The following is an 18,309-nucleotide window of genomic DNA, read 5'->3' on the forward strand; positions in this document are numbered from 1 at the left end:
GGGGGTCAGCCAGTACTGCTTGCAGTGGCGCCACAGGCGTTCAATTTTGTTGAGTTCGGGCGAATAGGGGGGTAAAAAGCAGAACGTGAGCCCTTGTTCAGCCCACGCCTGCCGGCGCTCCTGCACGAGGCGGGCGCGGTGAATCGAGGCGTTGTCGAGTACGAACACCGTGGGGCCGCGGACGTGGTCGGCCACGAACTCGTCCACGGCCTGGACGAAGGCCTCGGCGTTCCAGGCGCCGGGCAAGGCGTAGGCACTCAGCGGCTGGCCCGCCACGCCCGGCTGCCAGAAGCCGAGCACGGACTGTCCGCCGGCCGCGCGTTCGGCCGGTAGGGGCACGGCCGGGGCCCCGCGCACTTGCCAAGCGTAGGGCACGGGGGCCAGGCGCGAGAAGCGGCATTCGTCGACGTACACCACGGCCACTTCGCCGCGTGCCTCGCCTGATGCAACCCGTGTAAGTGCTGCTGCATCAGGCCGAAGGCCTCGGCGTCGCGCTTGGCTTTGAGGCTGCGCCGGCAGCGCTTCCAGCAATAACCCAACTGGCGGGCCAGGCGTCGCAACGTGCGCACGGACACCTGCACGCCTACCTGCTGGGCCAGGCGCGGCACGAAACAGCGCAATTGCTGGGTGGCCTGTCCCAGCCACGTGCTTACTTTTTTTTTACGGTTTCGGCCAGCTTCGGCGGCCGGCCGCTTCGCGCGCCTTCGGCCAGGCCGGCCAGGCCCCAGCGCTGCCAGCGCCCGAGCCAGCGGCTGACCACGTTGCGATGGGTGGCGAAGAGGACGACGAGTTGGTCAATGCAAAAGCCGCGGTGGTGTGCCAGCACGGCCTGGGCCCGGCGCCGCATGCGCGGGTGCGGCCCACCCGCGACGCAAGCTTCTAACGTAGCGATTTCCGATGCTTCAAGCGCCAAGGGAGCTAACATAACCCAAAGAAACAGCCAAACACCCTCACACCATTACTTTTGACCGGATACTTAAGTGTCCGTTTTTCAACTTGTCAACAACTTTGCTGTTTTGTTTTCCGTCTTCTCTGACATTTAAAAATTCCTCACTATCGTAAACAATTGCAAATTGTCCGAATGAGTTTAGAAAGCAAGTGAGAAATAAAATGGTCAGGATTTGTCTCATTGTGTAGTGTCTGCTAAAATTACTGCCAACATCACGATACCCGCTACTCGCAGGTTACCCGAATAGCGGGTATTTCTCTTTGGTACGCAAGTTAGTAGCGGGTAGCGTACCAATTTGGTGTGCTACCCGCTACTAACTTGCCTTACCCCGCCAGCACTGCCGACGTTTCCTTGCGTTCGCCGATTTGCTGGCGCCACATGGCGTAGTAGAGGCCTTTTTGCAGCAACAGCTCTTCGTGGCGGCCCTGCTCGGCAATATGGCCGCGTTCGAGCACGAAGATGCGGTCGGCGTGGAGGATAGTGCTGAGGCGGTGGGCAATGAGGATGGTCATGTGCTGGCGCGAGCCGGACAGCTCCCGCACCGTCCGGCCAATTTCTTCCTCGGTGAGCGAATCGAGGGCTGAAGTGGCTTCGTCGAACACCAGGAGGGTGGGCTTGCGCAGCAGGGCGCGGGCAATGCTGAGGCGCTGCTTTTCGCCGCCCGATACCTTCACGCCGCCTTCGCCGATAACCGAATCGAGGCCCTGGGGAGCGCGGGCCAGGAGCGTGGTGGCCGCCGCCTGGTGCAGGGCGCGCAGGCATTCCTCGTCGGTGGCGTGGGGGGCCACAAAGCGCAGGTTCTCGCGGATGGTGCCGGAAAATAGCTGCGTGTCCTGGGTCACGAAGCCGATTTGCTCGCGCAGCTCGTCCAGGTCAATTTCAGCACCGGGGATGCCGTTGTAGAGAATCTGGCCCGCGAGGGGCGGGTAGAGGCCCACCAACAGCTTCACGAGCGTGGTTTTGCCCGAGCCCGACGGGCCCACGAAGGCAATGGTTTCGCCGAGCCTGGTGGTGAAGGAAATGCTGCTCAGCGCCGGGGCATTGGCCGTGAGGTGCTTGAAGGTGACGTTTTGGAAGGCCAGGTTTTCGATGTGCGCCACCGACTTGGGGTGGGCCGGCTTCTGGTCCTTGGGCGTGTCGAGAATTGCCTGGAAGTTGCCCAGTGAAATCTCGGTTTCGCGGTAGATGCCAATGATGTTGCCCAGTTCCTGCAGCGGCCCGAAAATGGAAAACGAATAGATGAAGAACGAGAAAAACTCGCCCAGACTGATGTGGTTCTGCACCCGCAGGTAGAGCAGCAGCAGCACGATGACGTTGCGCAGCAGGTTCACGAAGGTGCCCTGCACGAAGGAGAGCGAGCGCAGGTAGCGCACCTTGCGGAGCTCCAGCTTCAGGATTTTTTCGGTGGTGGCGTTCAGGCGCTCGGTTTCCTGCTGGGCCAGGCCCAGGCTTTTGATGAGCTCAATGTTGCGCAGGCTTTCGGTGGTGGAGCCGGCCAGGGCCGTGGTTTCGGCCACAATGGTCTTCTGAATGACCTTGATGCGCTTGCTGAGCACGTAGCTCAGGATGCCCAGCAGCGGAATGGTGAGGAAGTAGCCCGCCGCGATGGGCCAGTACACCGTGATGGCGTACCACATTACGAAAATGATGCCCACCAACGCCGTAAACAGCACGTTGACGAAGCTCTGAATGAGCTTTTCCACGTCGATGCGCACCTTTTGGAGCTTGCCCAGTGTTTCGCCGGAGCGCTGGTCCTCAAACACCTGGTAGGGCAGCTCCAGGGAGTGGCGCAGGCCGTCGGAGTACATTTTGGCCCCCAGCCGCTGGGTGATGACGTTGACGTAGTAGTCCTGAAAGTTTTTGGCAATGCGCGACACCATGGCCACGCCCAGCATCATGCCGATGTAGGGAATGGCCTGCCGGAAAAACGGCCAGAACGGCACCTGCATAATGCCGCCGAGGTCGCCGTTTTTGGGCACGAACTTATCAACCAGCTTGCGGAAAATGTAGGGGTCGAGCAGCGAGAATACCTGGTTGATGGTGGCCAGCACCAGGGCCAGCACCAGCAGGCCCCAGTAGTTGCGCAGGTAGCTATAAAGGATTTTCATGGAGCAAAGTAACGGCCCGAAGCGAAGGCGGGGCCGGGGTAGCAACCCCGGCACGCGCCAATGGTTGCAACCCGCCGAGTGGGGTGCTCCCCTGAATAGCTTCGGAAAAATAGCTGCGCCTGTTTGCTGCCCACTTCCTTATTCAACGCACACGGGCCCCACCGAAACCGCTGCTCAATGCGTTGGGCAGCGTTTCGGTGGGGCCCGTGGGCGTTGAACAAAGGGGCGTGCCTGGGAAATACGCTACGTTGCGGCCAGCGCACCCGCGTTCGGGCGGGGCATTAGGCCAGCGTGCGCGCCGGGCGGCGCAGCAGCAGCACCACAATGAGGCCCAATAGCAGCGCGCCCGCAAAGGCACGCCGGCAATGCCGCCGGGGATTTTGGTGGCGTGCATTACCAGCGCCCCACCCATGATGATGATGAGCCCAATGGCTGCTGGGCGCACCGTGCGCGGAATGAGCAGCCCGATGCCGCCCAGCAGCTCGGCCACGCCCACCACAATGCCCACCACGCCTGGAAAGCCGAGGCCCTCAAACATTTTCGTGATGCCATCGATGTCGCGGAGCTTGTCGAAGCCCGCTTTGATGAAGAGGATGGCCAGGATGACTTGCAGAATCCAGGCAATGATGTTGCGTAGGGAAGGGCTCATGGGTTGGGGGTAAAAAAGAGTGGAAAAAACAGTGAGTACTGAAAAGTAATGCGGCCGGGCCCGGACGAAAACAGGGCAACGGCCCGGCCTTGCTCCCGGCCGCTGCCGTCCCAAGCTAGTACCGCGCCGCTTAATAATCTGAATATCAGAAGACCTTGCTACAGTAGGCCTGCTAGCCGCCCCGCCCCACCGCAGCAGGCAGCGGCGAGGCGGGGCGGGCGTAACCCAGTGCCTTTTGGGTGGGCAACGAAAAGGAAATCGATGGTTTGTACGGATGGATTATTTGTAGAAGTACGTAAACAAATTCAGTACTTCTACCGGGTGTTTCTGGTAGTAGCGAAGCGAACTTTGTAGAACGCTGTCCTGGCAGCCACTTTATTACTGGCTGTCACAAGGAGTTGCAATCGCCGCAGTTCTCCTTCCGTCTTACTCTGTTCCTTCCGAGCTATGACTACTGTTTTCCACGAATTGCTGCCCGAAAGCTACTTGCTGCTCCTCACGCCCGGTAGGCCATCGGGCCCGGAATTTGCCCTCGATTTTTCGTTGAAGTGCGCGTGCCGCAGCGGCAAAACCGCTGTGTGGGTCGATTGCGAGTTGCTGCTGGCCCTTTCCCCCGAAGCGGCGCGCATCCTCTGCGACTACTACCACAAGCTGCAGGAAGAGCACAAGCAGCTGGTAGTGGTGCACGCCTCCGACGAAGTGAAGCAGGAGCTGCTCAACTGGCACCTGGACCCCGACCTGTGCTTTGCGCCCACCCTCATTGACGCGGCCTGGCAAAGCGGCCAGCGCCTGGTGGCATGAGGGCCCGGTGGCTGCTCTACGCGCTGGTCAAGAACAGCCTATTAGCGATGATGCCTACTCCTGATTTTTCGCAAATGCCCAACCTCCTCAACGAAGACCAGCAAAAAGACTGGCTCCGCCGCCAGCGCACGGCCGAAAATACCCTGGCCATTCAGTCCCTGGGCGGCACCGAGCCGAACGAGGAAACCATTGGCTACTTCCGGCGCTACGTGCGCGGCGAAATCACCCTGGCCAAAGCCATTGGGCAGGTGCGCGAGCAAATGGCCCAGGAGCACACCGCCTTCCGGCAGTACCTCAACCGCGGCAGCAGCATGGTGTGAGCGGCCCCTGGGGTCGGGTAATGAGTTGTCGGGCGTTAGTTATCAGTTGTTAGAAGCTAATAACTAACTGACCAATAACCAATAACCAATAACTAGCAACCGACAACTATCTTGCTTTTAAACGACAACTTAGTTGTACGCTTCCTTGCTGGCAGGGGTGGCCGGCGCCCCGGATGCCGTGCCGTTGAGCAGGAACGCCCGCAGGCGGTTGACGTGCTTTTTCAGCTCTTCAATGCGCTCGGCCTGCTGCAGGAAAGTAGCCGCATGGCCGAAATGGTGGTGGAAACCGTGCGCAAGCTCCTGCTCGTGCTCGATAGCCAGCCGCGGGCGCTGGCCGTTAGCCACGCCTTTGCCACGCTGTTTCGCCTCGACGCCGCCCAGGCCAAGGGCAAGCTCCCGGCCGACCTCGACGGGGGCATCTGGCGGCAACCGGCCCTGCGCCAGCGCCTGGAGGCAGTGCTGCGCGACCCCACCACAATATTCGACGACTACATTTTCAACGGCGAATTCCCCGAGGCCGGGCACCGCGAGCTGCTGGTGTACGGCCGCTGCATCGTGAGCACCGGCGCGCTCAGCAGCAAGCTGCTGCTGGGAATAAAGGACATGACGCCTGCGTAAAAATAGGTTTTACATATGTAAAAATATATTTAATAATATTCTATGTGGGTCAGGGTGGGTTAGGGACACTAATTATTTGGTTTACTTTAAGCTAATGTTTAGCTTTAGGGAGCTTCCGCCCGGTAAATGCACCGATTGGCTGGCCCGGGCTTGAATTTATAAGCCATACATTGCGGGGCAGCTTCTATCTCCTTTACCAGTCCTGCTGGTTTCCTTGCCGGGCCCGCGGGGAGCAGCTTAACCCTGCAACGAGCTATGGACACGGATTACAACGCTGACATGGACGCGCAGCAGGGCGGCCCCGCCAGGCGCCCGGCCGATGTGCGCGCGGCGCTGGCTTCGCTGCAGTCGCGGGCGGAGCGGCGGCGCTACCTCGTGACGCACGCCGCCGCCGACAGCCAGACCCCGCAGGACGTGCAGCGCCTGATGCAGGAGCTGCAGGTGCACCAGATAGAGCTGGAAATGCAGTACGAGGAGCTGCTGCTGGCCCAAGCCGAAGCCCAGAACGCCCGCGCCCAGTACGTTGACCTCTACGATTTTGCGCCGGTGGGCTACTTTACCCTCACCGATGCGGGGCTCATTCACCAGCTCAACCTGTGCGGCAGCCAGATGCTGGGCAGCGTGCGCCAGCGCCTGGCGGGGCGGCGCTTTGCGCTGTTTGTGCCCCTGGAGGCCCGCCCCGAGTTCGGGCAGTTCCTGGCCCGCATCTTCACCACCGACCGCACCGTGAGCGCCGAGATGGTGCTGCTGCGCGAAGACGGCACTCCCTTCTACGCCCAAATGGAGGGCCTGCGCGTGGAAGGCGCCCCCGAAACCGCTTCGAGCCGGCCCCACTGCCGCCTGGCCGTGCTGGACACCACTGCCCGCCGCAACGCCACCGACGCCCTGGCCGCCAGCGAAGCCCGCTTCCGCCGGCTTTTTGCCGAAAGCAACGACGCCGTGGTGCTGCTGCAGGGCCAGACCTACATCGACTGCAACAGCGCGGCCCTGCGCCTGCTGGGCGCCACCCACAAAACCGAGATTGTGGGCCGGGGCATGGCCGCGCACGCGCCGGTGCTGCAGCCCAATGGCCAGCCTACGGCCAGCCTCTTCCGCGAGTCCATTGGGGAGGCCCTGCGCACGGGCTCGCGCCGCTGCATGGCCCGCATGCACAAAATCACGGGCGAGGAAATCTGGATGGAAGCCGTGCTCACGCCCATTGAGCAGGAAGGCGCCCATCCCCTGATTCACATTTTGTGGCGCGACGTGACCGCCGACCGCGAAGCCGCCGCCCAGCTGCGCGCAAGCGAAGCCCGCCTGAGCCTGGCCCTCGACGCGTCGGAAACCGGCGTCTTCACCTGGGACATCACCAACAACCACTTGGTGTGGGATGCGCGCTCCCAGGCCATTTTTGGCCATCCGTACAGCCCCCTTCCCGTGGCGGTGGAGCTGCTGATGGAAAGTTTCCACCCCGAGGACCGGGACCGGGTGATGGCGGCTACCAACGACGCCATTGCCACGGGCGCCCCGCTGGCCGTCGATTACCGCATTGGCTGGCCCGATGGCTCGGTGCACCATGTGTCGTCGGCGGGGCGGAGCGTGGTGCAGCCGGGGGGCGGGTCCTTCTTTGCGGGCGTGCTGCGCGATGTGACGGCCCTGTACGCGGCCGAGGAGGAGCTGCACTACAAATCCCTGGTGCTCGAACGCCTGCTCAGCAACATGCCCATGACCTTGGCCCGCTTCCAGCCCGACGGCACCTATCTGGAGGCGGTGGGGGCAGGGCTGCGGGCCGTGGGCCTGCAGGACAACGAGCTGGTGGGCCGCAACGTGTTCGAGGCTTTTGCGCCCATCGGGCAGTACATGCGGCAGGTGCTGAGCGGCCGGGCCGTAAACTTCATGGTCGAAATAGGCACGGAGGAGCAGCCGCTGGCGTTTCAGAACTTCGGCTTTTTTGACGAGCAGCGCGAGCAGGGCGTGGTGCTGTCGGTGGACGTGACCGAGGCGGTGCAGCAGAAAAAGCAGCTAGAAGCCGAAAAGGAATTCACCGAAAGCCTGCTGGAAAACAGCGTGGACGGCATTGTGGCCCTCGACCGCCCCGGCAACATTGCGGCCTGGAACAGCCAGGCCACGCACTACTTCGGCCACCCGGCGGCGGCCGTGCTGGGCCGGTCCATGGTCGAAGTCCTGCCCCAGCTCGACTGCGACGAGACCCGGCAGGTGCTGGGCCGGGTGCTGGCCGGCGAGCAGGTGGTGCTGCAAGGGCAGGCCTTTGCGCACCGCACCGGACACTACGACGCCTACCACGTGCCTCTGCGCCAGGAGGGCAGCATTACGGGAGTGCTCATCATGTTTCGCGACGTGACCGAGCGCGACCGCATGGCCGAAGAAGCCACGCAGCTGCGCCTGCGCCAGCAGCAGGACCTGCTGTCGGCTATTCTCACCACCCAGGAAAACGAGCGCAAGCGCATTGCCGAGGCCCTGCACAACGGCCTGGGCCAGCTGCTCTACGCCACCAAGCTCAGCCTGGAAAGCGGCGCCGGCGCGGCGCCCGCGCCCGCCGCCCTCAAGCTGCTGCACGAAGCCATCCGGACCACCCGCACCATTTCCTTTGAGCTCACGCCCGGTATCCTGGAAGATTTTGGCCTGCGCACGGCCTTGGAAGAGCTCAGCAAGCGCATTACGCCGGCGGGCCTGCCGGTGCACCTGCACCTGGCCAACCTCGGCAAGCGCCTGCGGCCGCAGGTAGAAATTGCCGTGTACCGCATTGTGCAGGAGCTGCTGAACAACGCCATGAAGCACGCCCGCGCCACGGAGGTGGTGGTGCACGTAGCCCACGAAAACGGCCGCGTGGAAGTGAGCGTGGAAGACAACGGCACCGGCTTCGATCCGCACGCCCTCACCGACCAGCCTCTGGCGGGCATGGGCCTGTCGGGGGTGCGCAACCGCGTGGCCCTGCTGGGTGGGCAGCTGAAGATAAACTCGCAGCTGGGGCGCGGCACCATCATTAGCTTTGACGTAGACGAATAGCTGAACTTGCGGTGACTTGGATGGTGACCGGGCTGGCGCCGGTTTTCAGCAGAATGGTGGCGATGTCCGCTTCGGCCCGCTCGGGGTTGTCGCCGATGAGCTCGGCCCCACCGGCTGCTGCGAAGCGAACTGCTGCCCTGGCCTCGGGCAGCACCGTGCCTTCAGCATCCACCACCGAAGCGTACACAAACTGCCAGCCGTGATTGAAGTCCACGGCCGCCGGTGCGGGCTTGGTACCGGTCTTTGATGGCACCGTGCAGTAGCTCAGTGCAGCAAGCAGCAACAGGCCGCTGCCGGCACGCAACGCAACGGCGGAAAGGAGAGAAAGAGCAGGCATGTGGCGGGCGTTGCGAAGCAAGCGCGAACAAAAGGCACGAAGGAAACCAGGCGTTTTTGGCGCCGACATCCGGCATTATTGCAAGAAAATAGACTCAATACCAACACTCAGCGGGCTAATGGCAGCGGCTGCTGCGTCCCACACTACCTGCACCACTTCGGTATCGGTGATTTTAAAAGCGGGTTTCGCGGCCGACTGAAATTGCAGCGGCAGGAAGCCAGGGTAGGGGCGCGGCACCAGCAGCAGGGCTTCGGAGCGGAATGCGCTGAGCGGAATGCGCACGTCCTGCAACTCGGCACTCAGGGCCAGCGGCGCGGAGTAGGCCACGGCGTCTTTCGTCACGAGCACCACCTTCACCTGCGCGCCGGGCTGGTTGCTGCGGGCCCGCACCACCACTTCCCGGAAGGTGGCCAAATCCGTCTGGCGCCCGGCCAGGTCGTCGCCGAAATAAGCACGCAGGGAGGCAGCCGGGCCGGTGGGGGCGGGCTGGCCGGGGCGCGGCGGGCCTTGCACGAGGCGCAGGGCCAGCGTGCCGCCGGGCGTGGTCACGTAGTCGGTCCAGGCGGTGGGGGCAATGCCGCGCGCCTCAATGCGCTCCTTGTCGAGGTGGGCGCGGAACAGGGGCAGGGGCGTATCGGGGGCCACAATCGGCACTTCGTAGCGCTCCGGGTGGGCGTAGTCCCAGTCGCGGGGCTGCCCTGCAAAGCCACCTGGGAACGTGACCGACTGCGCGCCTTTTTTCAGCACCAGCCAGTAGCGGAGCTGGCCGGCGTAGAGCAGGTCGGCGGGCACGGTGGCCGCTACGGTTGCGTAGGCGGGCGTGCTCATGGGCAGCGTGCGGGTGCGGCCGTAATAGTGCTGCGCTACCAGAAACACGCTGTCGCCGGGGGCCACGCCGGTGAGGGTGGCCGTGATGCGCAACGGCTGGCCCGCGGCCGCCTGTGCGGCGGGCGTGTGCCGCACCTGCAGGCCCAGCTGGGAAGGCGCCGGGGCCGCAAACTCGCCCAGCTTGAGGTGGTTGAATGCAGTTTGGGGCGTGAAGGCCGCCGTGGCCTTGCCCGCCGCGGCCAGCAGGTACACGCCGGGCCGCACCGTGGCGCGGCCCACGCTGGCCTGGGCCTGCGCGGTATTGCCCTCGTTCAGGCCTCGCAGCGAAAAGGCCGGGCCCAGGTCGCTCAGGGAAATCCGCAGCGGCTGCTCGTTCCACAAAATCTGCGTCACGGCCTTGCTCAGCGAAGCGCGCTCAAACGGGTCGCGGATGGCCACGGCGTCGGGCATCACCTCCAGGCGCCACACGCCGGGGGCGAGGCGGTCGAGAAAATACGCGCCGAGCCCGCCATAGCGCACCACCGCCGACGACCCCACGCCCGCTACGTGGCGCAGCTTGCCGGCCTGCCGGGGCACGGTGGCGGTGTTGGCGGTGTAGTAAAATTCCTCGGGCGTGTTCATCTCGCTCAGCCCCTGCCGGTAGCTGACGCGGAAGTCGCTGAACACGGAGTCCTGCGGGTAGCGCCGGAACTGCTGCCCGCGCTTCACGTTGCGGAAAACCTTGCCCGCAATGAGCAGGCTCAGGGCCTTGGCCGGCGTGTAGGCCAGGTTGAGGTAGTGGGTCTGGTACTCGGTGTTAGCGTCGGCAATGGCCAGCGGGTCGTAGGCAAACTGCGTGGCCCACTGGAAACCGGCTTCGCGGAAGCTGCGGGCCATAAACGGGTACATCACCGGCTGAATAATATCGGCCGACTCGAACTCGTACACCATTTTGGCTTTGCTAGTGAACCGTTTGTCGGTGCGGTAGGGAATGGGGTACTGGTCTACGTAGGGCAGGAAATTGCCGCGCAGCGTGTGGTTGCTCACCAACCCCTGCGGGTACCACTGGTAGGTGAGGCCGTCGACCTGGGCGTTGAGCACGGCCTCGTACACGTCGGGGTTTTCCGACACGTTGTAGAACACCGGCTTGCGGCAGCCCGTGGCCCGAATGGCCGCCGCCATGCGGTTGGCAAAGCTGGTGATGGGGGCCAGGGGCTGGTTGTACTTGGGCTCGTTGCACACCTCGTAGGCGATGATGTCGGGGTCTTCGCGGTTGAGCTGGCTGGTGTAGGGGTTGCGGTGGTTGAGAAACTGGGTCAGGTACCGCTCCTGGGCCGCAATGGCGCGCGGGTTGGTGTAGGCCTGGGTCTTGGAATAGATGCTGGAAAAGCCGGTGCCCGTGTCGTTCTCGGGGTAGCCGTTGTTCCAGTACGCAATGGGGGTGAGGATTATTTTGATGCCGCGCTGCTTGAGCTGGTTCACCAGAAAGTCGAGCAGGCGCAGGTGCTCGTTTTCCAGCAGCGTGCCGGCGGTGTCCGTAATTTCCACGTCCCACACGTGCACCCGAAACGCGTCGACCCCCAGGCGCGCGAGGTGGTACACGTCCTGCGCAATGGCCAGCTCGTGCGGCACGCCCCGCCGCTGGATGGCCCGGTAGGAGTAGGCAAACGGCGTGGTGTAGTTCACCCCAAACAAGGCCACTTCCTGCCGGCCTTTCTCCCAGCGCAGCACGCCGTTTTTATCAACTACCACATTGCCGCCCGGCCCCGACCTAGTGGGCTGGGCCAGCAGGGATTGTGGCGCAATCGAATGTTGAATCAGGCAAAAAAGCAGCAGGCAGGCACAGCGAAACAGCATGGGTAGCGGTGAGCTAATCGGTGATTGAGGAAATAAAAAGCAGTAGGCTGGAGTCTATAAACATGCCTTCAGACGCTATCACAAGCATTTTGAGAATAAGCCCCGGCGCGGCCATTGTCGGCGAAGGCGGAACGTGCCCGAAGGTAGAAGGACCAATTTTAACCGCAAACGCTTGCACAGTTTTTAAAGCCAGGTGCTACTTTTCGGACGTCAGCTGGCCCGGGCTGCCCACTTCGGCCAAATTTTCGTACTCCCACAAGCGTTGCTTGTCCGGGTTTTGTCGTTGTTCCCAACCTCCAATATCGCCATGTCTGGTTCCCTCATACTAGCCATTCACATTGATTTCAACCAGCGCTTTGGCTACGAGCCGCTGCTGGTGCGGGCGCCCGGCCGCGTGAACCTGATAGGGGAGCACACGGACTACAACGGCGGCTTTGTGCTGCCCGCCGCCGTCGACAAGGAAGCCTACTTCGCCGTGGGCCTGAACGGGGGGAGCCGCATCCGGCTGGTAGCCTACGACCTGGGCGAGACGCTGGAGCTGGCCGGTGCGGCCGAAATCAGTCCCAGCGACACCCACTGGGCCAATTACCTGCTGGGCGTGGCGGCGCAGTTCCAGCAGCGGGGCATGGCGGTGCCGGGGTTCGACTGCGCGTTTGGCGGCACCATTCCCATGGGCGCGGGCATGTCGTCGTCGGCCGCCATCGAGTGCGGGCTGGCGTTTGCCCTCAACCAGCTGCTGGGCACGGGCCTGGAGCCCCTGGAGCTGGCCCGCATGGCCCAGAAAGCCGAGCACACCTACGCCGGCGTGCAGTGCGGCATCATGGACCAGTTTGCCAGCCTGTTTGGCCGCGATGGCCACGTGGTGCGGCTCGACTGCCGCTCGCTGGACTACGAATATTTTCCCTTCGATACCGCGGCGGCCCGCATCGTGCTCTGCAACTCCGGCGTGAAGCACAGCCTGGCCAGCACGGCCTACAACACCCGCCGCCAGGAGTGCGAGCGCGGCGTGGCGGTGCTGCAGCTGCACTACCCGGCCGTGCTTAGCCTGCGCGATGCCACCCTGGCGCAGCTAGAAGCCCACCGTGACGAGCTGGACCCCACCGTATTCCGGCGCTGTGCCTACGTGGTGCAGGAAAATACCCGCGTCGAAAACGCCTGCCGTCACCTCGAAGTTGGCGACCTCGCCGCCTTTGGTCAGGAGATGTACGCGTCCCACGCCGGCCTGCGCGACGACTACGAAGTGAGCTGCGCCGAGCTGGACGTGCTGGTGGAAGCCGCCAAGGCGGCGCCCGGCGTGTTTGGCTCGCGCATGATGGGCGGCGGCTTCGGCGGCTGCACCATCAATTTGGTGGCGCCCGAGCACGTGGAGGGGTTCATTGCCAGCGTCAGCGCCGCGTACCAACAGCAGCTGGGGCGGCAGCTCGAAACCTACCAGACCACCATCGTGGGCGGAGTAGCAGCGGTGCCGGTGGCAGTAGCGCGCTAGGCAGAACAATGAGAAAGAACGTTATGCTTATCTGGCGTCCGCGCAGCCGAAGCATCTCTACCGCGCAACCATATGATTTTACTGCCGCAGTAGAGATGCTTCGGCTGCGCTCAGCATGACGGGAATTTATCGCAATAAACCCACCTCACTTATGTCTTCCTTCGATTCTACCGAACACCCGCACCGCCGTTTCAACGCCCTGACCGGCGAATGGGTCCTGGTGTCGCCGCACCGTTCCAAGCGCCCCTGGCAAGGCCAGCAGGAAGCCGCCGAAACGGACCAGCGTCCGCCCTACGACCCCACCTGCTACCTCTGCCCGGGCAACGTGCGCGTGGGCGGCGAAGTGAACCCCGCTTACGAGTCCACGTTCGTTTTCAACAACGACTTCGGCGCCCTGCAAGCCGACGTGCCCACCGGCGGCATCAACGAAGGCGGGCTGCTGCGGGCCGAGGCCGAGTCGGGCATCTGCCGCGTCATCTGCTTCTCGCCGCGTCACGACCTCACCCTGCCCCAAATGACGGTGCCCGCCATTCGCAGCGTGGTGGACTTGTGGGTAGAAGAATTTCAAACCCTCGGCGCCCGGCCGGACATCAACTACGTGCAGATTTTTGAGAATAAGGGCCCGGTGATGGGCTGCTCGAACCCGCACCCGCACGGCCAGATTTGGGCCCAGCGCACCGTGCCCGGCGAGCCCGCCAAGGAAGGTGCCCAGCAGCTGGCCTACTTCCAGGAGCACGGCCACACCCTGCTGAGCGACTACCTGCAAATTGAGCTGGAAAAGCAGGCGCGTGTGGTGCTCGAAAACGACCATTTTGTGGTGCTGGTGCCGTTCTGGGCCGTGTGGCCGTTCGAGACGCTGGTGGTGGCGCGCCGCCCGGTGCAGGACATCGCCCAGCTCACGGCCGGGGAGCGCGACGGCCTGGCCGACATTCTGCGCCGCCTCACCATCCGCTACGACAACTTGTTCGACATCTCCTTTCCGTATTCTTCCGGCCTGCACCAGCGCCCCACCGATGGCGAGGAGCACCCGGAGTGGCACCTGCACCTGCATTTCTACCCGCCGCTGCTGCGCTCGGCCACGGTGCGCAAGTTCATGGTGGGCTACGAAATGCTGGGCGACCCGCAACGCGACATCACGCCGGAGTTCAGCGCTGAGCGCCTGCGCGGGCTGTCGGAAGTGCATTACAAGGGCGCAGTGGGGTAGTCCTCCCTGTCATGCTGAGCAGCGCGAAGCATCGTCTCGCCGCTGGACGACTTGTTCTGGCTTGCCAAGATGCTTCGCGCTGCTCAGCCTGCACCGAACGGGTTGCATAGCATGAGGCCCGGCTCTCTTCTAAGAAAACGCTGTTCTAATTCTCATTTGCTAATCATAAAGCCCATGCCCTTAGGGCGTTCGTATGGTCCACTAGGTCAATGAAGAGACCGTAGAACTACCTTCCGAAGGAGCTTATGAAACTCATGTTTAATCTGAGTTTCGTGAACTTTGAAAGGTGAACAAATTTCTTAAAATCAGTCTAGACAATAGGGTGCTTTTGCTAGGTTATAAGTGCCTATGGTCAGCGGTTCAAGCAAACGAGCCTTATGCTAAAGGCAAGCCGGGCTATTCTGTGTTGACCTGCTTGTTTACCTTCGACGCATGAAACAAATTATAATTTGGTTATTGTGCGGGCTCGTCTTGCTCAGCTGCTCTAAATCGTCGCCAGGCCCGGCGCTAGTAGGGACTTGGGAGCGGATGTCCCGCCGTACGGTCCTCGTATACAAGGACAGCCGGGCGCCCTACGACCAAACAGATGTAGACCCGCCAGGCAGCTACTTTTGGGAGTTTACCCCGGATGGGCAATTTAAGATAATCAATAATGGCAACAATACAGTAGCCACCTCTACGTACACCTACAGCAGAGAAACCCTCACGCTTAATGCTTCTAGTAGCATTATTGGTACAGGTATATACCGCGTGACAGAACTAACCGACCACCGATTGGTGCTTAGCAAGTACCAGGATTACAGCGACCTCTCCAGTGAGTTTATCCATACCTTCACGCGATAGCGACGGCTATGGGGCAGGGCCTTGGTATGCTATCTGCCCGTGAAGCAAGTAACGCAAACCATCACCCCCTGCAATTGGCCTGCAAGTCCAGCAAAACGGTGTAAAACCTAAACCGGACTTTTGTACAGAATAACACCCCAACTCCAGCGAGGCGGCCAAAAGTAGCCAAAGCATACCCTGCTGTTACAGATTCTAAACGCTGGCCGCAGTCTAAGCGCAGCGACGACTGCGTGTCATTAATGAAAGCGAGTTTGTAATTCGCCCGCAGGGAGGCTATCGGCAAGGCGAGTTGCAAACTCGCTTTACAATTGGCGCGCAGTCGCCGCTCGGATTTTGGTACAGAATAATACGCTGGCTGCAGCCTAAGCGCAGCGGCGACTGCGTGCCGTCAGTGAAAGCGAGTTTGTAACTCGCCCGCAGGGAGGCTACCGCCAAGGCGAGTTGCAAACTCGCTTTATAATTGGCGCGCAGTCGCCGCTACGCTTAGACTGCAGCCAGCTGTAAGCGTAAAGCGGCTGGCCCGCTGCTACCAAAAGTCCCTGTTGAACCCGCCAAACTGGCTAAGGCCAGCGCCGCGACTATTCAAGCTGGAACCCTGCACAAGCTAATCTGAAAGGCCCGCCGCCCGCACCATGAAAATACTCCTGAGCTGCCTATTATTCTTCAATGTCTTGTGTTTCCTGCTTTTTGCCTTAGATAAGCGCAAAGCCCGACAAGGCCAGCGGCGCATTGCCGAAAAAATGCTGCACCTCGCCACGCTGCCGGGCGCGGCGCTAGGCGCGTGGGCGGCTATTTTGCTACTGCACCACAAAAATCGCAAAGCCGCTTTCTGGAGCATTACCCTGGTGCTGACGCTGCTGCAAGGTGCCGTGCTCTATTTTGCGTTACCCTATTTTCGGTCGCAGCTTTAGCTGCGTAAAACGGCTGCCTGCGGGCAGCTTCGGCTCCTAAGTGCGCCAGCCAATTGGCCCCGTCCAGTTGTTCCGCGCTGACGGTATTACGAACAACTTATCGGTGTTAACAAATTAACGGAAAGGCTGGTCGACACCTACAGGTACTTCACCACCCGCGCGGGCACGCTGTAGTCGCCGCTGCGCTTAGACTGCGGCCAGCTGTGTGAGTTTCTTAAACTCATTTGGCCGTCTGGTTATCTCGTCAAGGGAGGCATGGGCCCTTGGTGGCTGCCGACGAACACGGCCTAGCGTGGTAAAACGCACAAAGGCCGGTTAGGCTACAACCTGCATTCCCTGTACTTTTGAGTACCTACACCCGCATCACCTCACTGCCTTGGTCAGAAAACGTACTTCTATTTCGGACATTGCCAAGGAGCTGAACCTCGCCGTTTCCACCGTTTCACGGGCGCTGAGCGACCATTCCCGCATCAGCGAGGCCACCCGCAAGCGCGTGTGGGAGCTGGCCGAACAGCTCAACTACCAGCCCAACCACCTGGCGGCGGCCCTGCGTAAGGGGCGCAGCAACACGTTGGGCGTCATTGTGCCGAACATCGACGGCCACTTTTTTGCCCTGGTGGTGAAAGGAATTGAGGAAGTGGCCAACCAGGCCGGTTTCAACGTGATGCTGTGCCAGTCGAACGAAGACAACGCGCACGAAGCCAAAAACGTGGAAACGCTGATGAACGCGCAGGTCGATGGCATTCTGGTTTCGCTCTCGCGCTCCACGCACGACTTCAAGCACTTCGACAAGGTGCAGCAGCGAAAAATGCCGCTCGTGTTTTTCGACCGCATCCTCACCGGCAGCGAGGTGAGCGCCGTGGTGGTGGACGACTACCAGGGCGGCTACCAGATGACCAAGCACCTGCTGGACCAGGGCCGGCGGCGCATCGCGCATTTTGGCGGTCCGCAGCACCTCAACATCTACAAAGACCGGTACCGGGGCTATTGCCAGGCGCTGCGCGACGCGGACTTGCCGGTGGAGGAAGAGCTGGTGGTGCTGTTCAAGAAAATGTCGCTGGAAGACGGCCCGGCGGGCATCCGACACCTGCTGGCCCTGCCGCAGCCCCCGGATGCCATCTTCTCGTCCGGCGACTTCACGGCCGTGGGGGCCCTGCGCGCCCTCAAGCAGCACGGGCTGCGCGTGCCGCAGGACGTGGCACTGGCCGGCTTCGGCAACGAAACGTTTTCCTCGCTCACCGACCCCATGCTCACCACCGTCGACCAGCACTGCGAGGAAATGGGGGGCGCCGCCGTGCGCCTGCTGCTGGAAATGATTCAGGAGCGCACCCGCCAGTGGTCGCCCCGCAAAATCGTGCTGCAGCCCAGGGTGCTGGTGCGGGAGTCGTCGGCAGTGGCTGCGGCAGTGGCGGTGGGGTAGCACTAGCGCCGCCGTTGGGTTGTTGCGTTCTTTATATCGGATTTTTGTGTTCTAAATTTTGCCATAAGGCCCCGGGCTTTCCGCGCCGTGAGAGAATACCTGCTGTTCGTCGACACCGAAACCTCGGGCATTCCGCGCGACTGGAGCAAGCCGTATTCCAGCCGCGACAACTGGCCGCACATTGCCCAGCTGGCCTGGGTGGTGTACACCAAAGACGGGCAGGAAGTGAAGGCCGAGAACCACTACATCCAGCCAAACGACTACGACATGAGCCCGGCCTCGGGCAGCGTGCACGGCCTCACGCTTGGCTTTTTGCGGCAGCACGGCCAGCCCCGCCACGCCGTGATGCAGCGCCTGCACCGCGACTTGCTGCAGTACCACCCGCTGGTGGTGGCGCACTTCCTGCAGCTCGACTACCACATGGTGGGCGTGGGATTTTACCGCGCGGGGCTGCAAAACCCGCTGGAGCACCTGCCCACCTTCTGCACCATGCGGGCCACCGGCCCGCTGGTGCGCCACTCCAACCAGGGCTTTCTGCGCCTGAGCGAGCTGTACAAGCGCCTGTTTCACGAGCCCCAGCCCCAGCAGCACGACGCCCTGGCCGATGCCTACGCCACTGCCCGCTGCTTCTTCGAGCTGCAGCGCCAGGGCACCATCACCCCCGAAACCGTGGCGCTGCAGGGGCCGGTGGGCCTGCAAAACGCCACTGGCGCTAAGCTGCGCAAACGACGAACCAAGATGGGGGTGGGGGCGTGGCTGTTCATTACCGGCCTAGCATTGGTTCTGCTGGCTTTTTTCTTGATTGGGTAAATAATCAAACCAGAAAACAACGCAAAATCAGAACGTCATGCTGAGCGCAGTCGAAGCATCTCGCGTGCCGCCACTGACTCACCTTTTAAGTGGTAGCGCATAAGTAAACGCATAAGTTTAGGGGCCGTAGTTTCGCCCCATGCGTGCCCCCCTTGCCCTAAGCCCCGACGAAGCCACGACCCT

15 protein-coding genes are annotated in these 18,309 nt (G+C 62.1%); 9 read left to right on the forward strand and 6 right to left on the reverse strand.

All coding sequences use genetic code 11. The features are described from left to right. From BEN47_RS21535 to BEN47_RS15830, 4 genes are all read right to left on the reverse strand, one after another. Positions 1-417 (reverse strand): transposase (locus tag BEN47_RS21535; RefSeq protein WP_162274778.1); only part of this gene is annotated, 417 nt, incomplete at its 3' end. Between the two features lie 232 nt (positions 418-649). Then, complete coding sequence (locus BEN47_RS15820) at positions 650-925, reverse strand: helix-turn-helix domain-containing protein (protein WP_083322487.1); 276 nt, start codon at positions 923-925, stop codon at positions 650-652. A 347-nt stretch (positions 926-1,272) separates the two neighbouring features. Continuing rightward, positions 1,273-3,057, reverse strand: a complete 1,785-nt coding sequence (locus BEN47_RS15825; RefSeq protein ID WP_070729573.1) for an ABC transporter ATP-binding protein — start codon at positions 3,055-3,057, stop codon at positions 1,273-1,275. Between the two features lie 142 nt (positions 3,058-3,199). Then, a complete protein-coding gene (locus BEN47_RS15830) occupies positions 3,200-3,706 on the reverse strand; it encodes a DoxX family protein (RefSeq protein ID WP_070729576.1) in 507 nt (168 codons plus the stop codon). Between the two features lie 447 nt (positions 3,707-4,153). Here BEN47_RS15830 and BEN47_RS15835 point away from each other — a divergent pair, with 447 nt between their 5' ends. The 4 genes from BEN47_RS15835 to BEN47_RS15850 all read left to right on the forward strand — a co-directional run bounded on the left by BEN47_RS15835 (position 4,154) and on the right by BEN47_RS15850 (position 8,451). Then, on the forward strand, positions 4,154-4,507 hold the full coding sequence (locus tag BEN47_RS15835) for a hypothetical protein (protein WP_070729578.1): 354 nt from the start codon (positions 4,154-4,156) through the stop codon (positions 4,505-4,507). A 74-nt stretch (positions 4,508-4,581) separates the two neighbouring features. Further along, complete coding sequence (locus BEN47_RS15840) at positions 4,582-4,827, forward strand: antitoxin VbhA family protein (protein ID WP_070729579.1); 246 nt, start codon at positions 4,582-4,584, stop codon at positions 4,825-4,827. Between the two features lie 213 nt (positions 4,828-5,040). Continuing rightward, positions 5,041-5,445 carry a nitrogen regulation protein NR(II) gene (locus tag BEN47_RS15845; RefSeq protein ID WP_070729581.1) on the forward strand — a complete coding sequence of 135 codons (405 nt, stop codon included), beginning with the start codon at positions 5,041-5,043 and terminating at the stop codon, positions 5,443-5,445. 255 nt (positions 5,446-5,700) lie between these two features. Further along, positions 5,701-8,451, forward strand: coding sequence for a sensor histidine kinase (locus tag BEN47_RS15850; RefSeq protein ID WP_070729583.1), 2,751 nt, complete (start codon positions 5,701-5,703; stop codon positions 8,449-8,451). Here the strand turns inward: BEN47_RS15850 and BEN47_RS15855 are convergent. Both BEN47_RS15855 and BEN47_RS15860 read right to left on the reverse strand, forming a co-directional pair. Then, complete coding sequence (locus tag BEN47_RS15855; protein ID WP_125921720.1) at positions 8,429-8,788, reverse strand: hypothetical protein; 360 nt, start codon at positions 8,786-8,788, stop codon at positions 8,429-8,431. The genes BEN47_RS15850 and BEN47_RS15855 overlap by 23 nt on opposite strands. Positions 8,789-8,863: 75 nt before the next feature. Then, on the reverse strand, positions 8,864-11,452 hold the full coding sequence (locus BEN47_RS15860; protein WP_070729588.1) for a cellulase family glycosylhydrolase: 2,589 nt from the start codon (positions 11,450-11,452) through the stop codon (positions 8,864-8,866). Positions 11,453-11,759: 307 nt separating this feature from the next. Here BEN47_RS15860 and galK point away from each other — a divergent pair, with 307 nt between their 5' ends. The 5 genes from galK (at position 11,760) to BEN47_RS15890 (ending at position 18,126) form a co-directional block, all read left to right on the forward strand. After that, complete coding sequence (gene galK / locus BEN47_RS15865) at positions 11,760-12,938, forward strand: galactokinase (RefSeq protein WP_070729600.1); 1,179 nt, start codon at positions 11,760-11,762, stop codon at positions 12,936-12,938. A gap of 151 nt (positions 12,939-13,089) precedes the next feature. Then, a complete protein-coding gene (locus BEN47_RS15870) occupies positions 13,090-14,142 on the forward strand; it encodes a UDP-glucose--hexose-1-phosphate uridylyltransferase (RefSeq protein WP_070729590.1) in 1,053 nt (350 codons plus the stop codon). 1,475 nt (positions 14,143-15,617) lie between these two features. After that, positions 15,618-15,896: a DUF1294 domain-containing protein gene (locus BEN47_RS15880; RefSeq protein WP_070729594.1), complete on the forward strand. Its 279-nt coding sequence runs from the start codon at positions 15,618-15,620 to the stop codon at positions 15,894-15,896. A 376-nt stretch (positions 15,897-16,272) separates the two neighbouring features. After that, on the forward strand, positions 16,273-17,316 hold the full coding sequence (locus tag BEN47_RS15885) for a LacI family DNA-binding transcriptional regulator (protein ID WP_070729596.1): 1,044 nt from the start codon (positions 16,273-16,275) through the stop codon (positions 17,314-17,316). An 87-nt stretch (positions 17,317-17,403) separates the two neighbouring features. Beyond that, complete coding sequence (locus BEN47_RS15890; protein WP_158011047.1) at positions 17,404-18,126, forward strand: 3'-5' exonuclease; 723 nt, start codon at positions 17,404-17,406, stop codon at positions 18,124-18,126. Positions 18,127-18,309 lie beyond the last annotated feature (183 nt).

Source organism: Hymenobacter lapidarius, assembly GCF_001816145.1.
GTDB lineage: Bacteria > Bacteroidota > Bacteroidia > Cytophagales > Hymenobacteraceae > Hymenobacter > Hymenobacter lapidarius.